The sequence below is a fragment of the Chitinophaga sp. YR573 genome, from assembly GCF_900110995.1.
GTDB lineage: Bacteria > Bacteroidota > Bacteroidia > Chitinophagales > Chitinophagaceae > Chitinophaga.
The window spans coordinates 1,464,677-1,488,388 of the sequence record NZ_FOJF01000001.1; the positions used below are offsets into that span (position 1 = coordinate 1,464,677).

A 23,712-nucleotide genomic window follows, 5' to 3' on the forward strand; every position below is an offset into this window, starting at 1 on the left:
ATATATTAAAATACTCTCTATGTTGTTTTTTTGTTAAATCTGGTTGAAAAAATTAAGTATCTTGTATATGTTGTTACGATTGACCACCTGTAGTTCAAGTGTCGCCATTAATCACCAATTATATAAAGATGCATCAACCAAATCTGAATCTAAACAAGATAGTCTTGTGTTTTCTGGTCTATTGCTTCCTTTTCGCAAAAACCCAGGCCCAGGTAACGACTGCCACCCTTAGCGGTATTGTAAAAAATCAGGCAGGACAAGCACTTCCGGGAGCTACAGTGAGAGTAGCCTTTAACGATGCCGGTATTAATAAAGGATTGGTTACCAAGTCTGATGGTAGCTTCCTGGTACCCAACCTTCGCGTAGGTGGCCCTTATACCGTTACCGTTTCTTTCACCGGCTTCGCCACACTCACCGCCTCCGACGTATACCTCAACCTGGGGCAAAATACCGCCCTGGACCTGCGCCTGAATGAAGCAGCTGGTAAGCTCAATGAGGTAGTTATCAGCGGACGCTCTACCATTTTTAATGACCAGCGCACCGGCGCCTCTACCAATATCAGTGCTACTCAAATCCGGCAACTACCCACTATTTCCCGCTCTGCGGATGATTACCTTCGTCTGACGCCCTCGGCTTCCCCTACCTATAACGGGATCTCCTTTGCAGGCAGAAACGGGCAGTATAACAACTTCTCCCTGGATGGAGCGGTATTCAACAACCCATTCGGACTGGATGCCCCTACTCCCGGCGGACAAACAAACGCTCAACCTATTTCCCTGGACGCTATTGACCAGATCCAGATTAACATCGCTCCTTATGATGTAACTCAGTCTGGCTTTACCGGTGCAGGTATAAACACCGTTACCAAAAGTGGTAGCAACAAATTCTCCGGAACAGTATATGCCTTCTATCGCAATGATGCCATTTCCGGGAATAAAGTAGATGGCCAGAAACTCACCGTACCCACCCTCGATCATTTCCAGGGGGGATTTTCATTAGGGGGCGCCATCAAAAAGAATAAACTGTTCTACTTCGTCAACTTCGAATCAGAACAACGGAAAGACGGGGCCAGCGCTTATGTAGCCAGGAACAGTTCCAATGCAGGGGATGTAACTACTTCCCGCGTTCTCCAGTCTGACCTGGACGCTGTAAGCAAAGTGCTGCTGGATGAATACGGTTATGTAACCGGCCCTTATCAGAATTATGAACTCAAACGCAGCAACTATAAATGGTTGGGTAAACTAGACTGGATCATCAGTGATAAACATACCCTCTCCTTCACGTATAACGGGCTGGATGCCAAACAGGATAAACCAGCGCATCCCAATGCTATTAACCGTCGCGGACCGGATGCCATTACCCTGCAATTCAGGAATTCCGGTTATCAAATGGTGAATAAACTCAATTCATTCGGACTGGAACTCAAATCCAACTTCAATAGCACCTATTCAAATAAGCTAAGGGCAGTATATACCTCTTTCAGAGATAAGCGTAATCCTTTCTCTACCCCTTTCCCGGTGCTTAATATCACTAAATACAATACACCTTATATAGTAGCCGGTTACGAACCGTTCTCCATTAATAACGTACTGAACCAGGACGCTTTGCAGTTAACAGATAACTTCAATATCGTGCTGCCTAAACATACACTCACCATAGGTGCTTCCTATGAACAATTCAAATTCGGTAACTCCTTTAACCTTACCGGCTTCGGATTTGATGTGTTTACTCCTGTAGATATCAATACCTTCCTCACCAATGCAGCGGCCGGTTCTTACAGTGCTACTGTGGCCTATGATAAAAACCGTGCGGCGGCAGACCAGTGGACCTGGTATTACCTCACTGTTGGTCAGGCTTCGGCATATGCACAGGACGAATGGACCCCTGCCAGCAACTTTAAACTGACTTATGGGGTTCGCTTTGATAAAGCACTCTATTACCCGGGCAAAGCCAGTTATAAAAGCCCTAACGTAAATGCAGATGGTACCTTCGCCGGTACTTATGTAACAGGCTCTCCTACCGTTCCCAATTCAGATAACCTAACGTTATACGATGAAAACGGAAACTCTGTAAAGAACGGCCCCGGACAAACAATAGACAATACCCGTATGCCCAGCGGCAAGATCCTCGTATCTCCCCGTTTAGGTTTTAACTGGGATATAAATGGAGATAAAACAGTGCAACTGAGAGGTGGTACCGGTTTATTTACCGGCCGTTTCCCTTTCGTATGGCTGGGTAATGCTATCGGTAATCCTTTCACCGGTTATTACAACGTAACAGCACATAACTTCAAATGGCCTCAGATATGGCGTTCAAATATCGGTCTGGATTACAAACTGCCAACAGGGACCATCTTAACAGCAGATGTGGCTTATTCCAAAGATGTAAACTCAATGATGGTGCGTGATTACGGATTAGGTACCCCTACCGGTGTATTGAATTCCGGTACCGGTGATAACCGTAGCGTATACCTGGCAGGCGATAAAGGCAACACATCCACCTATGTGTTCACTAACACAAAAACAGGCTATTCATTCAACACCTCTTTCCAGGCCCAGCAAACATTTAAAAAAGGTTACTTCCTGATGCTGGGATATAACTATCTCATTGCTAAAGATGCCAGTTCTATCTCCGCAGAAATTTCAGGGGATGCTTTCGACCGTAACCCTGTAATTGGCAATGCCAATAAAGCAGTGGAATCTACTTCCCTGTATGGTAATACCCACCGCATTGTACTGGCAGGTATCAAGAAATTTGAATATGGCAGTGGTAAATACGCTACTACCATCTCCTTTTTCAGCAACTGGACCAGCGGCAACCGCTTCTCTTATATATATGGCGGAGACCTGAATAATGATGGTTCTGCTGCAAATGACCTGATGTATGTACCTACCAAGGCAGAAATCGGCCAGATGAACTTCGCCACTTTAACAGATGTGGAAGGAAATGTAAAGGATGCAGCAGCACAGGGTGCAGCACTGGAAGCCTTCATTGGACAGGATAAATACCTGAGCAAACACCGCGGACAGTATACTGGCAAATATGCAGGGGTAACCCCATGGTTTAGTCAACTGGACCTTCGCATCCTGCAGGACTTCAAATTCAAAAGCAGTGGTAATACCATACAGGTAAGCCTGGATGTGGTGAACCTGGGTAACCTGATCAGCAGCAAATGGGGATTACGTAAGTATGCCAGTACTACCGGTTACTACCAGCCCCTTACTTATGCAGGTAAAGACGGCACAGGCAAAACCATCTACCAGTTCGACCCTTCTCAGAAAAATACATTCACGACCAGCCCGGACCTGCCATCCAGATGGCAACTCCAGCTGGGATTACGATATATTTTCTAGTTGTAGAAAAGCCGCCAAAACCTGGCGGCTTTTTTATTAGCTTTACATGATCGACCAAAATGGAATGCATCAGCTAGAAAATGAGAAGGAGTTGCTTCAACGCATAGCCGGCTCCAGCCAGGAAGCGTTTAAAATATTGCATGATCACTATGCCAGACATGTGTATGGACTGGCACTCCGTTTAATGAAATCGCCTGAACTAGCACAGGACCTTACCCAGGAAATCTTCGTAAGGGTATGGGTAAAACGGGAACTACTCTCTGATATTCAGCAATTCAGACCATGGCTGAACACCATCTCCAGGAATATGGCGCTGGACTACCTGCGTAAAAAGGTAGCTGCCCCTTCCAATGAGGAGTATATGGTCAACTTCTTCAGCGACCTCACTCCTTCTGCAGAAGAAAATCTTGCATTGAAACAACTGGAAGGCGCTATCAGACAGGCAGTAGACCAGCTATCACCACAATTAAAAACAGCATTCACGCTCAGCCGTTTCCAGGGACTCACCCATATGGAAATAGCACAACGCATGAATATTTCACCTATTACTTCTAAAAGTCACCTTGTTCGGGCACTGGCAATTATTCGTAAATACCTGGAAGAGCATTATCCAGACATCGCATTGGTAGTCATTTTATACCTGACGCCATTTTTTTTTAATTAGGATGCATTACCCCCCCTTTTATATTTCGTCTTATGAGTATGTACATTTCTGACGAGGATTTTAAGATCTTGTTTCAAAAGTATATCGATGATACGATGACGCCGGAAGAATTCCGGCAGTGGCGTATTATGCTATTGGATGAAGCCAATACAGCCCGGCTGGATGAGATGCTTGCATCAATGGCAGCAGTGGACCAGTCGGAATACGGAAAGGATGCCTTCATCTATGGGCCACAAAAGGTACGCAGCATGCGCGTCTGGTGGGCAGCGGCGGCAGTTTTGCTGGTTGTTACAGGTATCGGTATTATTTTAAAGCAACGTCCTGTTTCTCATCCGCAACTGGCAGAGAAATACGATGTAGCCCCCGGCAGCAAAAAAGCTGTACTGAAACTGGCAGACGGATCAGTGATTACACTGGATAGCGCGTCAAAAAAGCAAATACAACAGGGGATACAACAGGTACACGGACAATTAAACTATGCCGGTACAGACGACATAGGTATGAATATACTTACCACTCCGCGCGGTGGACAGTTCCAGGTAGTATTACCTGACGGGACCAGGGTATGGCTGAACGCAGCCTCTTCCCTCACCTATCCTACTGCATTTAAAGGTGATGTAAGACTGGTAGAAGTAAGCGGGGAAGCCTATTTTGAAGTAGCAAAAGACGAGAGAAAACCATTCAGGTTAAAGATTAATAAGCAGGACAATTACATAGACGTATTAGGGACGCATTTTAATGTAAATGCATATACTGATGAAAATGCCATCCGGTCTACCTTGCTGGAAGGGCGTATTAAATTCAATACCATATTACTATCTCCCGGCCAGCAGGGCATTTTACAGGACGGAACAGTACGCGTACTGAACACGGTAGATACAAGTGCTGTAATGGCCTGGCGCAACGGGATTTTCAATTTTGAAGGACAACATCTGAAAGAAGTGATGCGTCAGCTGTCCAGATGGTATGACATCGATGTAGTATATGAACAGGATGTGCCTGATGTTGTTTTCGGAGGTAAGATCTTACGTAATATAAGTCTTACACAATTACTCAAGATCCTGGAAGATGCAGATATTCATTTCAGACTTGACAAAGGGGGAAAATTAATTATACAGCCAAAATAGAGAACCAACCATCATTAAAAAAACGAAAACCGGAAGTGGTTCGAAGCACTTCCGGCTATTAGTTCGGACTCAAATTAAATTTCAACTACGAGAATTTTATTATCAACCAAACCAAACGCAATTTATGCAAAAAAATGCTTACTGTGGCCACCTGCCCTGGTGGAGGCATCGTTACATTACCAAAATCTTGTTCGTAATGAGGCTCACTTTTCTACTGCTGACCGTTACTTTTTTAAGTGTGCATGCGTCCGGCGTTTCGCAAAGTATTACACTTTCAGGTAAAGAATTATCTCTTAAAAAGATCTTTGCTGCTATTGAACAGCAAACCGGTTATGTCGTTTTCTACAACAGCGAATTATTGAAAGAAGGAAAGCCTGTTACCGTACAGGCCGAGAACATGCCATTATCCGAATTCCTGGATGCCATGTTCAAAGATCAGCCGCTGATGTATAAGATTACGGATAAGGTGATCGCACTCTCGGCAAAACCTATCCTCGTTTACTACAGCCCGAAGATCCAGACAGAAGTAAGCGGCAAAGTATTGAATGCCGTAAACAATGAACCCATTGCCTCTGCTACCATAAAAATAAAAGGACAAGGTACCGGCGTGATTTCTGATGCCGGTGGTAATTTCAGATTGAACGTCACTCCGGGAAATGTACTCATCATCACGTCTTTACAATATGAAACTCAGGAGATAAAAATCATCCCTAATCAACCTTTCCTTACCATCATGATGCATCCATCTGTGACCAAACTGGATGAAACAGTGGTAACCGCATTTGGTATAGAAAAGAGTTCCAAAGAAATAGGATATAGTGTGGCTAAAGTGAGTGGTGAAGATATTAACCGTGCCAACTCCGGGAACCTGCTGACGGGTCTTGCAGGTAAAGTATCCGGCTTAAACATCGCTACTCAGAGCGCTGACATGAATCCACAGATGCGGGTCCTGATCCGTGGGATCCGCTCTTTTGGAGCTTCCAGTAATAATCAGCCACTGTTTATCCTCAATGGCACACCGCTTTCATTTGGTTCTGACCAGGCTTCTGCCAGTCTGATTATGGACTTTATCAATAACATCAATCCTGCTGATATAGAAAACGTAACCGTATTGAAAGGAGCGAATGGTACCGCCTTATACGGACCGGAAGGTGTGAATGGGGTCATCATCATCACGACTAAAAAAGGGCAGAAAGGAAAACCTGTTATCAATTTCCGCAACAGCATCAGCTTCCAGCGCCTTGACTTCCGCAATGATAAAAGCAAACAACGCAGGTTTGGTACAGGTACCGGGCTCACAGATGCCAATGGTAACGGTGTATTCAGCGCCACAGACGTAAACGGATGGGGACCAGCTTATGACGGCAAAATGGTACCTATAGGAAGAGCAGATGAAAATGGAGATTTTCAGCAGGTTACTTATTCCGATAAGAAAGATGCCAGACGTTTTTTCCATGTAGCCCGTACTATACAGAATAATCTCTCCGTATCACAATCAGATGCTAACTCTGATTTCTATTTAGGCTTAAATGAAGTAAACCAGACTGGCCTGGTCCCCGGTGATAAACAGGATGCTACCAATATCTTTTTCAGTGGTGGCAGAAGGATGGGAAAATTCAGTGTTCAGATCAATCTGAATTACTCCCGCACCAGTGCTGTAAAAGGACCAACATTTGATAATATTCTCAGTACACCTACCTATATTCCTTTACTGAGCTATAAAGATTATAATAATAATGAATGGGCTGATAATAATCACTACTGGTCGGATAATGATGTAATGAGTCCTTACCAGAGAGCTGATATTTATAGGAAAAGGTCCACTGATAATGCAATAGTAGCCGGACTTGTACTAACAGCAAAACCTTTCCCATGGTTAACAATAACGGACAAGCCCAGTGTAGTATATGACGGTATTTATCAAAAAGCGACAACCGCACCCGTTAACTTTTCAGACTTTGCTAAATTATATGGGGGATCAAACCGTTACAGGGATCAACTGGCAAGCCTGCAGGAACAAACCCGTACTAACAATACATTGAATAACGACCTGTTGATAACAGCGCTGAACCATGCTGGTAACTTCAACTTCCGTACAACTATCGGAAGCTCTGTAAAAGAGAATTACTACAAGTTGCTGTCAGGTTCCGGTAATCCAATTGTTCCTGTATACAACCTCAGTTTCTCACGTGATATACCATATGGTAGTGAAGAATCTTTGCTCACCCGTAATTATTCTTTCTTCGGTACTTCAGGTATCGGGTATAAAGACAGGGTGTTCCTGGAACTGATGGCACGCAACGACTGGGATTCCAAACGTGCAAGAGTTGGCCGTGGAAAGGACCTCTATATCGGCGGTAATACATCCGTGATATTAAACGAAGTGATCCCTTCCCTGAAACAATACAGATGGTTAACACGTCTGCAGGTACGTGCAGCAGTGAATACTACGGCGAACATGAATATCGAACCGTATCAGTCAGAACGTACATTATCACTGGCATATAGCAACAGCTTCCCTTATCCTGGTACAACAGATCAGGGAGTACTTAGTTATATGTACATAGATGGCAATCCCAATCCTTCCCTTAAACCGGAAAAGATCCTCAGTCAGGAGTATGGAGCCTCTGTTAGTTTATGGAAAAACCGCGCTTCACTGGATTTTACTTATTACACACAGCGCAATAACGGGGTGATCATGAAAGTGAAAATTCCATGGTTAAGCGGTGGTAGTACAATAGACAACCTGGGTATAATGAAAAACTATGGATGGGAAGCAGATTTGAAATTCGCGCCCATCATCCAGACAAAAAGCGGATTTGTATTCAGTGCTGATATAAGACTGGCAATGAATGATAATAAGGTAATATCTATCAGTGATGCTTACGATGGTGTATTCCCGCTGAAAACAGCCTACTATGGCAGTAACTATGGTATTGTTGCCCGTACAGGACAGCGTGCCTTTGAATACCAGATATACGACTTTAAAAGAGATCCGAATGGAAGAGTGGTTGTGAATAAAACAACCGGTATGCCCGACACAGATATGGATAAGGAAATGTATGCGGGCAGAACACTTCCTAAATACACCGGTGGTATGAATCTCAACTTTTCATATAAAGGATTTTCACTGGCAGTACTCGGGGAATTTAATACCGGTGCTATGCATTATTCAGAACTTGGCCAGTACGATATTATGCAGGGTATGAGTGTATATACAACCTACAACGACCGTAAGCCTTTTATCTTCCCTAATTCTTCGTATGATGATGGTACAGGTAAATACGTTCCTAATACAGATGTATATACGAAAAATGCAAATCAGGAATTATACAGTCACTATACAAACTCTTCTGTCAACTATCTTACTAAAGCAAACTTCTTTAAAATAAGAGAGGTAGTGATCGGTTATGAACGTTTCTTTAAAACTAAAACGATCAAGAAGATTAACCTGAGTATATACGGCAGGAATGTATTCAATTTCTATTCAAAAGATAATATCTATGGTGATCCGCAGTTGATTAAAGGGCCTGGTGACAGAGGTTACAGAACTATTCCGGATAACCTTACAGGTTCTGCCGGCGGCGTTTCTACCGTTCCCGGTGTTGCACAATATGGTTTTATCACTACAGTGAGTTTCTAAATAATAATCCTACTACGATGTTTAAAAGATATAAAATTATAGCCATCATCCTTTGCTTTTTTGCAGCAACAAGTTGCAAAAAAGGCTGGATCGATATCAATTATAATCCGCTTCAGCTGACTGAAACGAATGCTACACCAGACCTCATGTTACCAAATATGCTGATCAACAGTATGTCGGTAGTGAATGATGATATGATATCACAATGGATGGGGTACTGGGCTTATGCAGAATATCCTGCAGGACAGCCTTACCTGACTTATTATATGATGGATAATACTCAGTTTGGCAACTCTACTCCGGATGTAACGATCTTTCTCTTTGAAAAAAATGCACAGCAACACAGTCAGCCTTATTATTCAGGTATTGCCAAAGTGTTAAAAGCATTACAATGGAGCCGTGCAGTAGACAACAACAACAATATGCCCTATCAGGATGCGGGCAATATAGCAATCAGGAAACCACGTTATGATAATGGTCAGTTCATTTATGAAGACCTGATGAAACAGCTGGACTCTGCCATCATACTTATTCACGATGCCCAACAGGATAAAGCACTTCACATAAGTGTAGCAGATATCATGTTCCATGGTAACAAAGACAAGTGGTACAGATTTATCAACACACTGAAATTACGTATGCTCATGCACCAGGCATGCAGAGCAGACAGAGAGACTTATATCAAAGCAGAACTGGCCAAAATCATGGCACAGGGTTCAGGCTTTCTGACCAGTGGAGAAGATGCTGACATGAACCCGGGATACACTGTAGATAAACCATCAAAATATTACGCAAAATATTCTGCGTATGATGTTTACCCCCGTTTTGGTGTTGGCATAGGTAGCTCATTTGTTAGCAACTGGGAAATTGCATCTGCAAACGTAACAGCCATGAACATGCTGAAAGAAAACAATGACCCGCGTCTTGGATTCTTTTATGGCCCCGCACGTGTACCATTGCCTTCAGGTGCTGCCGAACCGTTTACCCAGCCTGGTGATCAGCAATACAGAGGTAATGAATACGGACTGCCTGTCGATGAAGCAATATATCCTTATCAGCGTACTGAATACGTATCTCAGGCAGGTGGGGTAAGAACTTACCGCACCGCTGTTTCTCCTGTATCTACCGGTCTTGTAAAAGGATATGATATGGACTGCTGGATCATGACCAGCATCGAAAGCCTTTTCCTGCAGGCTGAAGCCATCCAGAGAGGCTGGATGACAGGAGATCCTGAAACTGCTTATAAGAACGCTGTGAGAGAATCTTTCCGCTGGTTAAATGTGGGCGGTAACAGTACTAATCTGGCATTATCTGACGCTGCTTTTGACAACTGGTATACATCCGAAGTAACTAACGCAAAGGTTAACTGGGCTGCTGCTACAGATAAATATAAACTCCTGATGTATCAGAAATATATGGCCTTTAATGGTATCGAACCATTTGAAGCATGGGTAGACTATCGTCGTAATGGAGCATTCCCGGCAATTCCATTGTCTTATGATCCGGGCAGAGTGGGTAACACAATGCCGGTAAGAGCTCCTTATCCTGTGCAGGAATTAGTACAGAATAAAGAGAATCTATTGGCACAGGGAACAATAGACATATTTACCAGTAAGATCTGGTGGATGCCATAATCATCTTTCAAAACAACTATTTATTATGATAAAATTTTGTTGCAGCATAGCAACATTGGCGATGCTATTGTCTGGTGTAGCCAATGCACAGGTAATTCCACTGGACCCTGAGGTCACAGTGGGCAAATTGCCAAACGGATTCACCTACTATATCAGGAAGAATAATACTCCCGAACAAAGAGCCGTCATGTACCTCGTGAATAAGGTAGGTTCTATACTGGAAACGGATGAACAGCGGGGGTTAGCACACTTCCTGGAACATATGGCGTTTAATGGTACCGCCCATTATCCAAAGAATGAACTGGTAGATTATTTACAAAAGGCAGGTGTGCGCTTCGGCGCAGATCTCAATGCCTACACAGGTTTTGATGAAACAGTATTTCAATTACCGGTATCTACTGAAGATAAAACCGTTTTCCGCAATGCCATACAGGTAATGCGCGACTGGGCACAAAGCGTTACCCTTAGCGATGAGGAAATAGATAATGAAAGAGGAGTTATCCTGGAAGAGAAACGTCAGAGGTTAGGCGCTTCTCAACGTATACAGGCCAAGACAATGCCGTTGGCTGTGAATCAGTCTTTATACGCAGACCGTTTGCCTATAGGCACAGAAGAAGTGCTCCGCAACTTTAAACATGAACAGCTGCGTGAATTCTACCATGACTGGTACCGTCCGGATCAGCAGGCATTGATCATTGTAGGAGATGTAAATGTACAGCAGGTGGAAAAAACAATTAAGTCCATGTTCTCCGATCTTCGTGTACCCGCCCATCCACGGGAGAGGAAACATGTGACTATTCCGCTTACCGGCAAAAATCAGTTCCTTACGCTCACCGATCCTGAGCTGGTGACCACACGTTTTCAGGTAACCATGAAACGCCCCGCTCTGGAAATGAAAACCAGGGAGCAGTTCAGCGAAAGCCTGATAAGAACATTGTTCAATGTGATGATCAGTAACCGTCTTAATGAGCAGGCACAGTTAGCGGCTGCGCCTTTCTTAAGCGCAGGGGGCAGTGTGGGTCAGATGATGGCCAATCTGGATGCTTTCAGCGGTCAGGTGGTCTTAAAACCAGCGCAAACCGAGAAAGGCATCAAAGCCTATTGGACAGAACTGGTACGTGTACAGCAATACGGTTTTACAGAAACAGAGTTACAAAGAGCGAAAATCAGCTTCATGAGTAGTATGGAGCTGAATTACAAAGAGCGTGAAAAAACACCTTCCGAATCTTATGTACGGGAATATGTGGAGCATTTCCTGCACGAAACAGGTAGCCCGGGAGTGGCCTACGAATATGCATTGTACAAGTCTGTAACGGATACATTAACTGTAAAAGGCATTCCTCAATATTTCAGTGATATTAACCGTGATATCGTCATTACAACAAACGATAAACAGAAAGACTCATTACCTTCAGAAGCTACTGTTGCTACCTGGTTAAAAGAAGTGGAGGCTGCACCGTTAACCGCTTATGTAGATAAAACAATTAACAGAACAGCCTTACTGGACAAAGCACCGGTACCAGGTACTATTACCAGCACAACTTTTATAAAAGAACTGAGCATAACAGATCTCGTGTTAAGCAATGGCATGAGGGTATTACTGAAACCCACTACATTCAAGAAAGACCAGGTTTCATTTCAGGGATTCAGTCCGGGTGGATTATCACTGGTAAGCGATGCTGATTTTTATGCAGGCAGTATTGCATCTTCGCTGGCTTCTGCCAGTGGGGTAGCTGATATGTCTCAGCAGGAATTACGCAAAATGCTGACAGGTAAAAACATTTCTGTCGTGCCTTTTATAGGAGAACTATCTGAAGGTATTTCTGGTGGAGCTTCTACAGAAGATCTGGAAACTGCACTGCAAATGGTATACCTGTATTTTACCAGTCCGCGTAAAGATCCTGTAGTATTTAATAACATGATAGAACAGGCTCGTTTGTCCTATTCATCTAATAATAATTCTCCCAGGAAAATATATGGAGATACACTCTCTGCTGTATTAGGCAATTATCATTTCCGTAAAGTACAAATGCCGCTGGAACAGCTGAATGCATTAGATGCAGATCAGGCCATGGCCATTTATAAAAGCAGATTCAGTGACGCCAGCAATTTCACTTTTACCTTTGTAGGTAATTTTGATACGGCTACCATTAAACCACTGTTAGAAAAGTATCTGGGGGCATTACCTTCACTGTATAAAAAAGAAACATTCAAAGATTTACAGCTTGATTATCCACAGGGAAGAATATCCCGTAAAGTAGTAGCAGGTAAAGAACCACAGGCTATTGTATCACTGGCATTTAGCGGAACGTTTAAATACGACATGGCAACATCCGACCAGATGAAAGCCCTGGCAGGTGTATTAACCATACGGCTTACAGAGCGTTTACGCGAACAGGAAGCAGGTGTATATAATGTGAACGTAAATGCCAGCACACGTAAACTTCCTTCCGGAGAATACATCTTCATGATCAATTTCATCTGTGATCCCCGTAATGTTGAATCATTGATTCTTAGTGTTAACAGCGAGATCATGAAATTGAAAACAGAAGGGCCTGTGGAAGATGATATCACAAAATATAAAGCAGGATATAAATCCGGTATTGAAAGAGCTTTAAAAGACAATGGTTTCTGGTTAAGCTATATTTCATCTTCTCTGATGAACCAGGAAGATTTACAATTACCGGATATAAAAGACAGACAACAGAAAATCACCGTAGAAAGTTTACAACAGACTGCTGTGAAATACTTAAACAACTCGAATTATATCCGGGTGATTCAAATACCAGTCAATTGAAAATAATATTCCTCTTACTGATAACTTTTTCCTGTGCTGCATATGCACAGGAAAAAGTTTCAGATACCGTCCATCTCAAGAGTATTGAAGTAAAAGCATCCAAAGCGCCTTTTTCAATACGTCATGATACCCTTGTATTTGATGCTACATTATTTAAGTTGTCTCCCAATGCAGTAGTAAGTGATCTTTTAAAAAAATTACCAGGAGTGGTGATAGATAAAGATGGTAATATTACCGTGAACGGTAAAACCGTTAACAAGATCCAGGTAGATGGGAGGAATTTCTTTGGAGATAATAAAGATGCTACCACTAAATACCTTCCTGCCGATATCATAGATAAAGTAGAAGTAGCTCCAACAAAGACTATCGCACAACAACGTTCTTTATCAGTGAAGCCTCCTTCCGAAGATGTGACCATCAACCTTACCTTAAAGAAAAATAAGAATACCGGTATAATAGCAAATATGACTGCAGGTGCTGGTACCCGCGACAGATACAATGTAGACGGGATGATCAACTCTTTTCAACAACCTACCCGGATCAGCGTAATGGGAGCTGTATCAAATGTGGATGGCGGATCCGGAGCCAGGGTGATAATGGCTGGCCCGGGTTCAGGCGGTGGAGGTGGAGGACTATCCACAAGACAAACAGGAAGTATTAATTTAAATATGGGCCGTTCTTCTGATCTTAGTTATAGCTATAACGGAATAACAAACACCAGTGAACAGCAGACATCACGTCTTAATCTGATACCGGGTAACAGCTTTACTAACAATAGCAATAACAGGACTCAAAACCGTTCCGATCAGCATCAGTTATATGCAGGTATTACCTATGAAAAAGACACGCTTACTGTATGGAATTTCAGGCCATCATTTGGTATAGGGAAAATAAACAATGCTACTACCATTAATGAAATATCAACTACTGCGGATGGTAAAGTCCTGAATACATTATCCTCTCAGATGGATACGCATGGTAATAACCTGAACATAGGCAGTGATCTCTCATTCAATAAAACAAGTCGCAATAAAAAAGTTAATCTCAATACATCCTGGCGGTTTGGGTTAAATAATAAAGACGAGGATCAACATAATTTTAGTGTGATCAGTCAGCATGATTCAAGTAATCAATATGTACACGTACGCGAAAATAATCTCAATAATAACTTTACTTTTAATTTATCTGCTGATATAGGAAAAGGCTTTGTAGCAGCATTGGATTATACATTGGATGCGGTATATAATGATCAGCTCAGAGATGTAAGGAATGATAGTACATTATCCGGGAGTAGTAAGAGTTATAGTTTTGCTCATGCCCCGTCTCTTCAATTTGCCTGGAAAAATGATCGTATGAGCATTGCGCTCAATTCAGGTATGCGCTTTACACAACAGCAAAACCGTTTAAAAGATTCTGTTATTAATATTCATCAGCAGCAGTTCTCTCCTAATCTTCAGTTTAATTATAATTTCAGTAAGAGTGGTCATTTGTTTGCCGGTTATTCAGTTTCTTCTTCCGCTCCTTCTGCAGAACAGTTATCATCAGTAGAAGATAATTCCAATCCTTTATTTATAAAGAAAGGTAATCCCGGACTTAAAAGTTCTTTTACGCAAAACATCTTTACCAATGTATTTTATTATAACCCTGTCAATGCGATCAGTTTAAATGCAATGGGTAATGCTTCCTTCTTTCGTAACCAGATTGTGAGCGACCAGTATTATGATTCTATTGGAAGACAAACCAGTACTTATCAGAATGTGAGTGGCGCCTGGATGTTTAATGTGAGTGGTAATTTCAGTATACGGAAACAGTTAAATAACTGGACTATCAGCACTAATATAGGTATTGGTGAAGGAAGAACTAATAACATAGGATTTGTGTTAAGGCAAAAAAACGTTTCTGTAGAATGGAAGAGCAGGGCAAATATCTACTGCTCTATAGATTTCAAAAAGCTGTTTACATTATCTCCTTCTTATAATATAGAATTGAATAAAACCAATTATTCCCTGCCAGGTATTGACGACATTACTTATACCGCTAAATCTGTTCGTTTGGACTGGTTATTAACGCCTGTGAAAAGAGTAGAGATCTCTGGAGATATGAATTACACTAATAATTCCCGTCTTCCTGAGGTTTTTATCTGTAATAGTGCAGCTGCCTGTAAATTCCTTAAAAAAGAACAGTTGGTACTGAAGTTCAGTGTAAACGATATTTTCAATAATAACAGGAACATCTCACGTACTGCAACGACCACCTATATAGAAACAAAACAGGTGAATGCGTTGCAGCGTTATATGATGATCAGTTTACAGTTCTTCTTTGGGCAGATGTCTGGAGGAAGAGGAGTTGTTAGTCAGGCAATAGCACTTTAATCTGCCAATGATGCTTTAACAGGTCCTTGCAACACATATCCTTTACTGCCTCCTTTATATACATACCGTTCTTCAGCTATGAATTTACCTTGTTTCTTTCCCTTTATCAATGCAGTTACTTCTGCCGGCAAACTTTCTACATCTGTAGACCTGTACGTTCCTTTTATAGTAATGACGATATCCCGGAAAAACTTCTTATCACTGGGCGGGACGCTATATTCTCCCGTCCAGACAGATCCTTCTTCTTCGCCTCCTTCCGTACGTTCAATACCATAAGCAGCCAGCACCTGCTGATAAGCGCCATTAGCACCTGCAATCAGGAAAAACGCCCCATCAAACGGGCCACCACCTCCCCCATTACTATGTTTTAACATAAATGCGTACTGGTCCTGCCCTATTAATAAAGCCGTCGGCTTAGGACATTGTGAGAACGCGCCGTAAGCCCCAACAGCTGGCTGAAAGAATTTCAGCACCCATTTATCTTTTATCAACACAAACTTCGCTAATCCCAGCAACCCACCGGTAAAGCGGGATGTTTGCGCACCATCGGCATCAAATACTGAATGATTAAAACTAATGACTTTATATCTTGTACCGGAAGAGTCGCTATAACTCATAATATTGATCAGACGTGTAGCTACTCCATCTTCAAACGGAAAAGCAGAATTACTGTCTTCGTTTACATCTGTATAAGGTTTTGCTACACAGTTCTTGCATTCCCAGTTAATCATATCATTGATATACTTACCATCTGACAGATTCGCATATTTCCCCGGGAAGAGTTTCAACAATGCTTTGGTAGCATCAAAAGGGTCCGGCATTTCAAGCGTACGATTCTGCGAAAGAATAGTATCGCTAACGTTTTTCATTTTTAAGTCATCCTGTGCAAAGCACACTGTAGCAAGGAAAAGAGGCAGTAAGAGGCAGGTATATTTCATTTATTCGAACAATTCTGAATATGAAAGTAGTGAATTTTAGATATTATTCACTTACAACAATACCTTTCTTAAAAACCAGCAGCTTTATAAGTGCTCTTAACTGAAATTAGCCGATATCTTCTCCAGGTACTCCTCAATAGGCACTGAATTCCTCAACGCCATTAAATTATTCCCCATCTGCCCAATTACTGTACGGAATTGATTACTCTTTCCTGTTGCCAGATCAGCAATCACATTCACAATAACCATCGGATCATCCCTGAGACTCTCATCAGTACTTCCCATAAGCGCCTTTAACTTACCCGTAAGCTCATCATAGGCCGTTATTGCAGTGTTTTTATTCCAGGTAATATTATCTCCAAAGTTATTTCCGGTAGAACCGCCCTGCTCTATCAATCTAAGAGAGATATTCAGCGGTTTTAACTCATAATAAAGCCCTTCTGTTAATCCTTCCAGCGCAAATTTGGACATATTATACAATGATCCCAGCGGTACAGCCGTGGTAACACCCATAAACGAGCTGATATTAATAAACATACCACCACCATTCTCCCTGAAATGGGGTAAAAACGCACGGATAACATTAATAGGTCCACGTGTATTCACAGCAAACTGCCAGTCGATATCAGCCTCTTTCGCCAGCTCTAAAGCCCCGTAAGTGCCCATTCCGGCATTGTTTACCACTACATCTATGCGACCAAAGGTGTTTATTGCTTCGGAAACGGCGTTTTTTGTCTGTTCCACATCGGTAACATCCTGCTTAATTATTTTAATGTTATCATACTTCGTGAGTTCTGTTTCTTTTTCCGGAGTACGCATGGTAGCTGCTACATTCCAGCCCTGTTCTGCAAAATATTTGGCAGTCAGTTTCCCCAGGCCACTGCTTGTGCCCGTTATAAAAATTACTTTTGACATGATTTTTGTTTTAAGACAGCACAAAGGTATAGAGAGAATGGTATAACTTTGTAACCAGTATAACAGAGTATACCAGTTATGATTAGAAATCAGCAAGAAGAAGTACAGGCGTTACAGGATACCATTTACGTGATAGGAGGTAAATGGAGATTACCCATTATCAATTCCATCTGTAATGGTAACAAGCGTTTCCGAGAGATAGAAAGGAGTATTCCGGGTATTACCACCAGGATGCTCTCCCGGGAACTGAAGGATCTTGAGATGAATAAACTCATCACCAGAACAGTGTATGACGAAACGCCTGTTCTGGTAGAATATGAATCTACCGATTACTGTAAATCATTTGGCCCCGTTATCCTTGCAATGATTGCATGGGGTAAGGAACATAAGAAAAAAATCACTCAGAAATCATGATCAACAGGAAAGAGATCTTCGGATATGAACCCGCCAGCCAGTATACTACTTCCGTCGCTTATTTCTCTATGGAATTCGCAATAGACCAAGCCCTGAAAATTTATAGCGGAGGACTTGGATTCCTCGCTGGTTCACACCTGCGCAGCGCATATGAGTTAAAACAAAACATGGTAGGCATTGGTATGCTCTGGAAGTTTGGATACTACGATCAGGGCAGAGATACCAACGCCCAGATGAAACCGGTGTTCGTACAAAAAGATTATTCTTTCTTACAGGATACAGGTATTATCTTCCAGATAAGCATTCACGATTCACCTGTACACATTAAAGTATACCTGTTACGCCCGGAAACATTCAACTCCGCTCCCCTCTTCTTATTAAGCACTGATATTCCGGAGAACGATTACCTCGCCCGTACTATCACGCACAGGCTATACGATCCTAACGAAGCTACCCGTATTGCACAAAGTATTGTACTGGGTACAGGCGGCGCTACATTACTGGACCTGTTATCCATGACACCAGATGTATACCACATGAATGAAGGACATTCTGTTTCACTGAACTTCTACCTGTATGCTAAACACAAAAGCCTGGAAGAAGTAAAGAAGAGAGTGATCTTTACCACACATACACCCGAAATGGCAGGCAACGAAGAACACGACTTCGGACTGTTAAAAGGCATGTCCTTCTTCTATCACATGCAGGATCATGAAGTAAAACACTTGCTGGGCATAGATGGAGATCGCTTCAACTATACACTGGCAGCGCTTAAATTCTCACGCAAGGCGAATGGCGTATCTAAAATACATGGAGAGGTTGCAAGAAAAATGTGGGGCAATAACCCTGGCGTTTGTGAGATCACTTCTATCACCAACGCACAGAATAAGACTTACTGGAAAGATGAGGTACTGGATAATGCTATTACGGCTAATGATGATGAAGGTATCACAGTAAGAAAAAAAGAACTGAAGAAACAACTGTTCAAAGTTGTAGCGGATCAATGCGGAAAACTGTTTAGTGAAAATGTACTCACCATCGTATGGGCCAGGCGTTTTGCCGGTTATAAACGTGCAGACCTCATTATGCAGGACTGGAACCGCTTCATCAGTTTAATGAGCAACACCGTATATCCTATCCAGATCATCTGGGCGGGAAAACCTTATCCGGAAGATACCAGCGGGAACGATCTCTTTAACCAGATCATCACAAAGGCAGCTCCGCTTCCCAATTGCGCAGTTCTGACAGGTTATGAACTGAGTCTTTCAGCCTTACTTAAAAAAGGCTCTGATGTATGGTTAAACAATCCTCAGATGTACAGGGAAGCCTCCGGCACCAGCGGTATGACCGCCGCCATGAATGGCAGTATTAATTTCTCTATCCCTGACGGATGGGTACCTGAATTTGCGAAAGACAAAGTAAACTGCTTCATTATACAACCGGAAAATGAAAATAGTCAGCTCATGGATACGCTGGAAAAAGTAATTCTTCCCATGTATTACAAAGATCAGCAGCAATGGCTGAAAATCCTCAAAAAAGCAGCCACTGATGTAGTACCTGCTTTCGAATCAGCAAGGATGGCGAAAGAATATTATGAGATAATGTATAAATTTTAGTGGTTTTCCATGGTTTGCCCAGTCTGACGTTTTGGGTATTCCCTTTACAATAGGCGTTTACATCGTTTTCTTGCAAAAGTAAAGGCTACCTTTTGAAATTATAAAGGTTGCCTTTGTTTTTACAAAACATGAATACAGTCATCCTTTTTGGGGGAAACCTTTGGAGTGAAAAATCGGCAGAATGCGAATTGTAATGACAACAAAAAAGCCCATCTGTCTATGGGCTTGAAATTGTATACTAGAAAAGCTTAAGGGGTGTTACCAGGAAAAAAATCATACAATTCATGTGTGGGCAAAATTGGCAAAATAAATTTGTCGAGCAGTGTTCCTAAGCAACGATTATATATAATTCCTCTTGCCGTAGAATAGCTTATATTAGCTAATGGTACCAAAGCGTCTGCTTGAATAAAGGTTTGGCCTTCAGACCTATAAGTCCAATTTTCTAAATCTTGGACCTTATATAAAAAATCAATATTGTAGTGTCCATTAAGAACTGATTCACCCTCTTCTTTGTTTGAGGATTCAATATTACACCAAAAAGTCACCTTGACTAGCTTATGATCTGTATTTATCGCACCTTCAAAGCCATAACTAATTTCCAATGATTTAATATCCACATGAATATTAGAAATCATTCTATTCTCTAGTGATGCTTTGGTGATTTTTATATCATCCAACGATACATTTTCTATATTGAATATTCTGTCGCTCATGCTCCAATTTCAGTTTGTAACCCTTTTTTCCCTTTTAGATTATCATTATCGATCTTAACGGATACAAAAACTTCTGCCATTTGGCCTTGCTCATTCACCTCAATATGTTTAACCTCTTTATGACGTGCCACAGTTACCTTTTCATAGTTTATGTGACAATCAGAATTAGTTATTACTCCAATAATATCTGCCTCAAATGCAATAGATAGTTTGGCAATTGTGGATATAGTAAAATTCTGAACTCCAGAAAACCATTTTGAGACAATAGCTTCACTTACTCCCATCTTCTCAGCAAGGCGCTTTTGTTTACCATCAAATTTGAGTTCTAGTAACTCATGTAAACGGTCCTGAATGTCAAGAGCAAGCCTAATCTCTTCACGAGATTCGAGGGAAGCTTCTTTTATAATCTTTTTAAAATTTTCCAATTTCATAAATCTAATTCTAGGTCTTCTAACTCTGAATTGTTTAAGTTCAAACCTTGTATTTCTATCTCTTTATAAATCAAACGGGCGATCTTTAAAGCCCGGCTAAAATGTACACTTACATTGGGACAATCTTCTGGCTTAAGTTTAGTCTTTATCCCACCATTCATTAATATTACCACAGATTGAGAAAGCCAAATACAATAAAGCCTCACTCCGAAATCTTCGTTATTTTCTTGTTTGATACTTGCAGATACCACTGGCATATATTCTGCCGGTCCTTCATTATTGAAATAGTATTTTTTCGCCCCTCTATGGGACATTTCATCAATAGCTAGATATAATAATTCAAGTTCTTTTTCATGACTAGAGAAATCCTTTTCATCAAATAGCTCAAATTCTGTCAATTCAGAATTTCCTAATTTGACAGTATAAAATGAAACCTTTCCATTGGATAAATCCTCTATTAACTGAAATAGAACTCTCAAAATTACTTAACTTCTAGGTTAAGAACAAAGATACTATCATATTGTTTACAGAAAAAATAAATGCGAAGCTCATAATTTTTTTCTTTGAGGGAAAGTGGTGACAATCTGGTGTATTTGTGACACCGATTTTATAATTACCTAATAACCAATCACAAGCATTAGTTCCCTTATTGCTATATGACAATTATTCGACCAAGGCTAAATGATTTTCACAATATCCCTGGAATTTCACTTGATCCAAAGAAATAGTTCAAAATGTTAAGTCGGGGCAAGCGGACAGGTTTTGAACTTATTGAAATTCATTTAAAAAAACCAAACCGTAGATGATCTGTAAGAGTTGAATGTATTGATATTAATACATGTATATCATTTGTAGTAGTGCGTTTTATACAAGTGTTGAATACAAGTTTGACATTTGCTGTTCATCTTATAACAATGAAGTCTTAAGTAAGAATATAAATATCGAAGATGAGCTTGATCAAGCCCGTCAACAACCAGGACTTTTATAAATTAAATCAATAAGCAGATGGGCCTATGCAAGCAACACTCGTATTGACAAAAGCGGATCATCACCTAATCTAATCAACAAAAAGCAAATTATGCTAACAATAAAAGAAATGGAGGAACGTCTCGGATTTACTCCAGGGCCAACACTTGTTGAATTGGCAAAAAGAGCTTATGAAACGGCCTCAGACTTACCCTCTCATGCGTTTGCCAAACTTTGGTTTATACTTCCCTGGCTTGATGCAAAATATGATGGTTATAATACTTGTTTTGGTGGCAGCGGCACGCCAAAAAACGTGATGGCTTTTGCTTTTACGGGTGGAGATCTGGTTCATTTTGGCTTTCTTACTGCACCTGACCTTGAAAACGAAGAATCTCCTATTGTGTGCATTGACCCTGGTGATCGCGCTCAAATTGTAGCGCCCAACCTGCGTACGTTTCTCGGATTATTGAGTATTGCTTTTGGTGAAGTCATGGGAAGGCATACAAATGAACATTGGTTTTCCTTTCGCCAAAAATGGTATGGTAATGAGCCAGATCATCTGCAGGAAATGGAACGCTTATCTCAGATCATTTTAACTATTCCAGGTGTTACCCGCCCGAGCGATCCTGAGCGCATCGTTAAAATGACAACTGATATTACATTTGAACTGTCCTGGGATTGACAGGTAGTGGCCACTTTAATTTAAGGGACTGACAAAGTAAACGAAGTGTTATGCGAATCCCACAATTGAACAGCATTTCAGAAAGTGATAAAAATAAACAAGGCATCTGCCAGCTAGCGGATGCCTTGTTTATTTTAGTAGCGAGGAGGGGATTCGAACCTCTGACCTTCGGGTTATGAGCCCGACGAGCTACCTCTGCTCTACCTCGCAATAAGGGCGCGAAGGTAAGCGAAAGATTTAATATTCAAAATTTATTTTTTGCGGAAGTATTTAATCTGCTCTAATCTCACGATCGCCTGCTCTTCATTAAACTCATCTTTACTCAACTGTTCCATCCATCTGTAATTACCAAATCTCAGTTGTCGTATATGCGGTCCCTTGTTGAGTAAATTAAATTCATTACAACTATCACACTGAATAATATCCCAGCATAAATCAGGAATCTCCTCTCCCCTCTCCAGGATAAAAGTATCCAATGCCGTTTTACAATTACTGCATTCCTGAGACAATGTTTCTATCACTTTCCTGGGACGCTTAAACAGCGTACTAATCTTTATCAGCGTACCTAATATAATACCGTACATCCAACTGTTAAGCGCATATTTAAGATCCACATCAACAATCGTAGAGAGCTTGTGAAAAGTATCAGCAATAAACTCTCTTTCTTCTGTATCGTATTCCGACCTATCGAATGCGGATAAATGCTGAGACAATAATGACTTCAGCTGCCTGGAAGAAGCATCGTTCTCAACGGCTGTTATTAAAGCATCCAGGGTATCATTAAACTGCATATCCAGTTGCAGACAGCATTCTGCTCCTGAAGGACTCAGCCCTCTCTTTTCCCATTCCGGGGCAGAGAATTTATCTTTCTGTCGAAGCGCGGATAGTCTATTTATCGTATGTAATTTTTCCATCTGATGAGTAAATATAAATTTTCTTAATCATGATTAAGATTTTTTCCTCCGCTTCCATAGAACTTTGTTTAAAATTCAATGATATGGACACCAGAATGAAACTAAACGAAGTAATCCCAGATGGCTATAAAGCCTTATATCCATTAGAAGCTTTTCTCTCCAAAAGCGAATTAACAGGCACCCATAAAGACCTGATTAAAATAAGAGCATCGCAGATCAATGGATGTGCTTTCTGTATCGATATGCATACCAAAGAGGCCCGTAAAGCAGGCGAAACAGAACAACGCATTTATGCACTCAACGCATGGCGAGAAACACCCTTCTTTACAGAAGAAGAACGAGCTATACTGGCATTAGCAGAAGAAACCACACTCATACAACATCATGTAGCGAGTGAAACATATAATAAAGCAATTGAACTGTTAGGCGAAAAATATACCGCACTGGTGATTATGGCCACCATTTCAATCAATGCATGGAACAGGATCGGTATCAGCACACATATGATGCCCCCACTGAATTAAAACGAAAAG

Annotated in this window: 17 protein-coding genes and 1 tRNA gene; 11 read left to right on the forward strand and 7 right to left on the reverse strand. The window is 41.4% G+C overall.

Annotated elements, in window-relative coordinates:
* Positions 1-128 precede the first annotated feature (128 nt).
* The 7 genes from BMW86_RS06110 to BMW86_RS06140 all read left to right on the forward strand — a co-directional run bounded on the left by BMW86_RS06110 (position 129) and on the right by BMW86_RS06140 (position 15,590).
* Positions 129-3,353, forward strand: coding sequence for a TonB-dependent receptor (locus BMW86_RS06110; RefSeq protein WP_089779954.1), 3,225 nt, complete (start codon positions 129-131; stop codon positions 3,351-3,353).
* Between the two features lie 64 nt (positions 3,354-3,417).
* A complete protein-coding gene (locus BMW86_RS06115) occupies positions 3,418-4,017 on the forward strand; it encodes an RNA polymerase sigma factor (RefSeq protein ID WP_177189170.1) in 600 nt (199 codons plus the stop codon).
* Between the two features lie 32 nt (positions 4,018-4,049).
* A complete protein-coding gene (locus BMW86_RS06120) occupies positions 4,050-5,144 on the forward strand; it encodes a FecR family protein (RefSeq protein ID WP_089779958.1) in 1,095 nt (364 codons plus the stop codon).
* Positions 5,145-5,268: 124 nt separating this feature from the next.
* Positions 5,269-8,787 carry a SusC/RagA family TonB-linked outer membrane protein gene (locus tag BMW86_RS06125; protein ID WP_089779960.1) on the forward strand — a complete coding sequence of 1,173 codons (3,519 nt, stop codon included), beginning with the start codon at positions 5,269-5,271 and terminating at the stop codon, positions 8,785-8,787.
* Positions 8,788-8,804: 17 nt separating this feature from the next.
* Complete coding sequence (locus tag BMW86_RS06130; protein WP_089779961.1) at positions 8,805-10,421, forward strand: SusD/RagB family nutrient-binding outer membrane lipoprotein; 1,617 nt, start codon at positions 8,805-8,807, stop codon at positions 10,419-10,421.
* 25 nt (positions 10,422-10,446) lie between these two features.
* Positions 10,447-13,218 (forward strand): M16 family metallopeptidase, encoded by a 2,772-nt coding sequence (locus BMW86_RS06135; RefSeq protein WP_089779962.1) that lies wholly within the window; start codon positions 10,447-10,449, stop codon positions 13,216-13,218.
* Positions 13,215-15,590, forward strand: a complete 2,376-nt coding sequence (locus BMW86_RS06140; RefSeq protein WP_089779963.1) for an outer membrane beta-barrel protein — start codon at positions 13,215-13,217, stop codon at positions 15,588-15,590. Before BMW86_RS06135 ends, BMW86_RS06140 begins: the two co-directional genes overlap by 4 nt.
* On the opposite strand, the gene BMW86_RS06145 is transcribed toward BMW86_RS06140, so the two are convergent.
* A complete protein-coding gene (locus tag BMW86_RS06145) occupies positions 15,587-16,459 on the reverse strand; it encodes a hypothetical protein (protein ID WP_143056500.1) in 873 nt (290 codons plus the stop codon). The genes BMW86_RS06140 and BMW86_RS06145 overlap by 4 nt on opposite strands.
* Positions 16,460-16,624: 165 nt before the next feature.
* Positions 16,625-17,443 carry an SDR family oxidoreductase gene (locus BMW86_RS06150; protein WP_089779967.1) on the reverse strand — a complete coding sequence of 273 codons (819 nt, stop codon included), beginning with the start codon at positions 17,441-17,443 and terminating at the stop codon, positions 16,625-16,627.
* A 78-nt stretch (positions 17,444-17,521) separates the two neighbouring features.
* On the opposite strand from BMW86_RS06150, the gene BMW86_RS06155 reads away from it, so the two are divergent.
* Both BMW86_RS06155 and glgP read left to right on the forward strand, forming a co-directional pair.
* The gene (locus BMW86_RS06155; RefSeq protein WP_089779968.1) at positions 17,522-17,857 is read left to right on the forward strand and encodes a winged helix-turn-helix transcriptional regulator; all 336 of its coding nucleotides are present in this window, start codon (positions 17,522-17,524) and stop codon (positions 17,855-17,857) included.
* The gene (gene glgP, locus BMW86_RS06160) at positions 17,854-19,473 is read left to right on the forward strand and encodes an alpha-glucan family phosphorylase (protein WP_089779970.1); all 1,620 of its coding nucleotides are present in this window, start codon (positions 17,854-17,856) and stop codon (positions 19,471-19,473) included. The genes BMW86_RS06155 and glgP overlap by 4 nt, the downstream gene beginning before the upstream one ends.
* Before the next feature lie 248 nt (positions 19,474-19,721).
* On the opposite strand, the gene BMW86_RS06165 is transcribed toward glgP, so the two are convergent.
* The 3 genes from BMW86_RS06165 to BMW86_RS06175 are packed head-to-tail and all read right to left on the reverse strand — an operon-like array spanning position 19,722 to position 21,096.
* Positions 19,722-20,186, reverse strand: coding sequence for a hypothetical protein (locus BMW86_RS06165; RefSeq protein ID WP_089779972.1), 465 nt, complete (start codon positions 20,184-20,186; stop codon positions 19,722-19,724).
* Positions 20,183-20,617 (reverse strand): helix-turn-helix domain-containing protein, encoded by a 435-nt coding sequence (locus BMW86_RS06170; RefSeq protein ID WP_089779974.1) that lies wholly within the window; start codon positions 20,615-20,617, stop codon positions 20,183-20,185. Before BMW86_RS06170 ends, BMW86_RS06165 begins: the two co-directional genes overlap by 4 nt.
* The gene (locus BMW86_RS06175; protein ID WP_089779980.1) at positions 20,614-21,096 is read right to left on the reverse strand and encodes a hypothetical protein; all 483 of its coding nucleotides are present in this window, start codon (positions 21,094-21,096) and stop codon (positions 20,614-20,616) included. The genes BMW86_RS06170 and BMW86_RS06175 overlap by 4 nt, the downstream gene beginning before the upstream one ends.
* 599 nt (positions 21,097-21,695) lie before the next feature.
* On the opposite strand from BMW86_RS06175, the gene BMW86_RS06180 reads away from it, so the two are divergent.
* Positions 21,696-22,265, forward strand: a complete 570-nt coding sequence (locus tag BMW86_RS06180) for a hypothetical protein (protein ID WP_089779982.1) — start codon at positions 21,696-21,698, stop codon at positions 22,263-22,265.
* A gap of 138 nt (positions 22,266-22,403) precedes the next feature.
* Here BMW86_RS06180 and BMW86_RS06185 read toward each other — a convergent pair.
* Together BMW86_RS06185 and BMW86_RS06190 are read right to left on the reverse strand one after the other, a co-directional pair.
* Positions 22,404-22,475: transfer RNA gene (locus BMW86_RS06185), tRNA-Met, on the reverse strand.
* A 41-nt stretch (positions 22,476-22,516) separates the two neighbouring features.
* A complete protein-coding gene (locus BMW86_RS06190) occupies positions 22,517-23,179 on the reverse strand; it encodes a DUF4844 domain-containing protein (protein ID WP_089779984.1) in 663 nt (220 codons plus the stop codon).
* A gap of 83 nt (positions 23,180-23,262) precedes the next feature.
* Between BMW86_RS06190 and BMW86_RS06195 the strand changes: the two genes are divergently transcribed.
* Positions 23,263-23,703: a carboxymuconolactone decarboxylase family protein gene (locus tag BMW86_RS06195; RefSeq protein WP_089783580.1), complete on the forward strand. Its 441-nt coding sequence runs from the start codon at positions 23,263-23,265 to the stop codon at positions 23,701-23,703.
* Positions 23,704-23,712 lie beyond the last annotated feature (9 nt).

What these genes read in the sequence shown, in the direction of transcription:
- BMW86_RS06110 (WP_089779954.1), top strand. Translation starts at nt 129, where the DNA reads ATGCATCAACCAAATCTGAATCTAAACAAGATAGTCTTGTGTTTTCTG.
- BMW86_RS06115 (WP_177189170.1), top strand. Translation starts at nt 3,418, where the DNA reads ATGCATCAGCTAGAAAATGAGAAGGAGTTGCTTCAACGCATAGCCGGC.
- BMW86_RS06120 (WP_089779958.1), top strand. Translation starts at nt 4,050, where the DNA reads ATGAGTATGTACATTTCTGACGAGGATTTTAAGATCTTGTTTCAAAAG.
- BMW86_RS06125 (WP_089779960.1), top strand. Translation starts at nt 5,269, where the DNA reads ATGCAAAAAAATGCTTACTGTGGCCACCTGCCCTGGTGGAGGCATCGT.
- BMW86_RS06130 (WP_089779961.1), top strand. Translation starts at nt 8,805, where the DNA reads ATGTTTAAAAGATATAAAATTATAGCCATCATCCTTTGCTTTTTTGCA.
- BMW86_RS06135 (WP_089779962.1), top strand. Translation starts at nt 10,447, where the DNA reads ATGATAAAATTTTGTTGCAGCATAGCAACATTGGCGATGCTATTGTCT.
- BMW86_RS06145 (WP_143056500.1), bottom strand. Translation starts at nt 16,459, where the DNA reads ATGAAAAACGTTAGCGATACTATTCTTTCGCAGAATCGTACGCTTGAA.
- BMW86_RS06150 (WP_089779967.1), bottom strand. Translation starts at nt 17,443, where the DNA reads ATGTCAAAAGTAATTTTTATAACGGGCACAAGCAGTGGCCTGGGGAAA.
- BMW86_RS06155 (WP_089779968.1), top strand. Translation starts at nt 17,522, where the DNA reads ATGATTAGAAATCAGCAAGAAGAAGTACAGGCGTTACAGGATACCATT.
- glgP (WP_089779970.1), top strand. Translation starts at nt 17,854, where the DNA reads ATGATCAACAGGAAAGAGATCTTCGGATATGAACCCGCCAGCCAGTAT.
- BMW86_RS06165 (WP_089779972.1), bottom strand. Translation starts at nt 20,186, where the DNA reads ATGAGCGACAGAATATTCAATATAGAAAATGTATCGTTGGATGATATA.
- BMW86_RS06170 (WP_089779974.1), bottom strand. Translation starts at nt 20,617, where the DNA reads ATGAAATTGGAAAATTTTAAAAAGATTATAAAAGAAGCTTCCCTCGAA.
- BMW86_RS06180 (WP_089779982.1), top strand. Translation starts at nt 21,696, where the DNA reads ATGCTAACAATAAAAGAAATGGAGGAACGTCTCGGATTTACTCCAGGG.
- BMW86_RS06190 (WP_089779984.1), bottom strand. Translation starts at nt 23,179, where the DNA reads ATGGAAAAATTACATACGATAAATAGACTATCCGCGCTTCGACAGAAA.
- BMW86_RS06195 (WP_089783580.1), top strand. Translation starts at nt 23,263, where the DNA reads ATGGACACCAGAATGAAACTAAACGAAGTAATCCCAGATGGCTATAAA.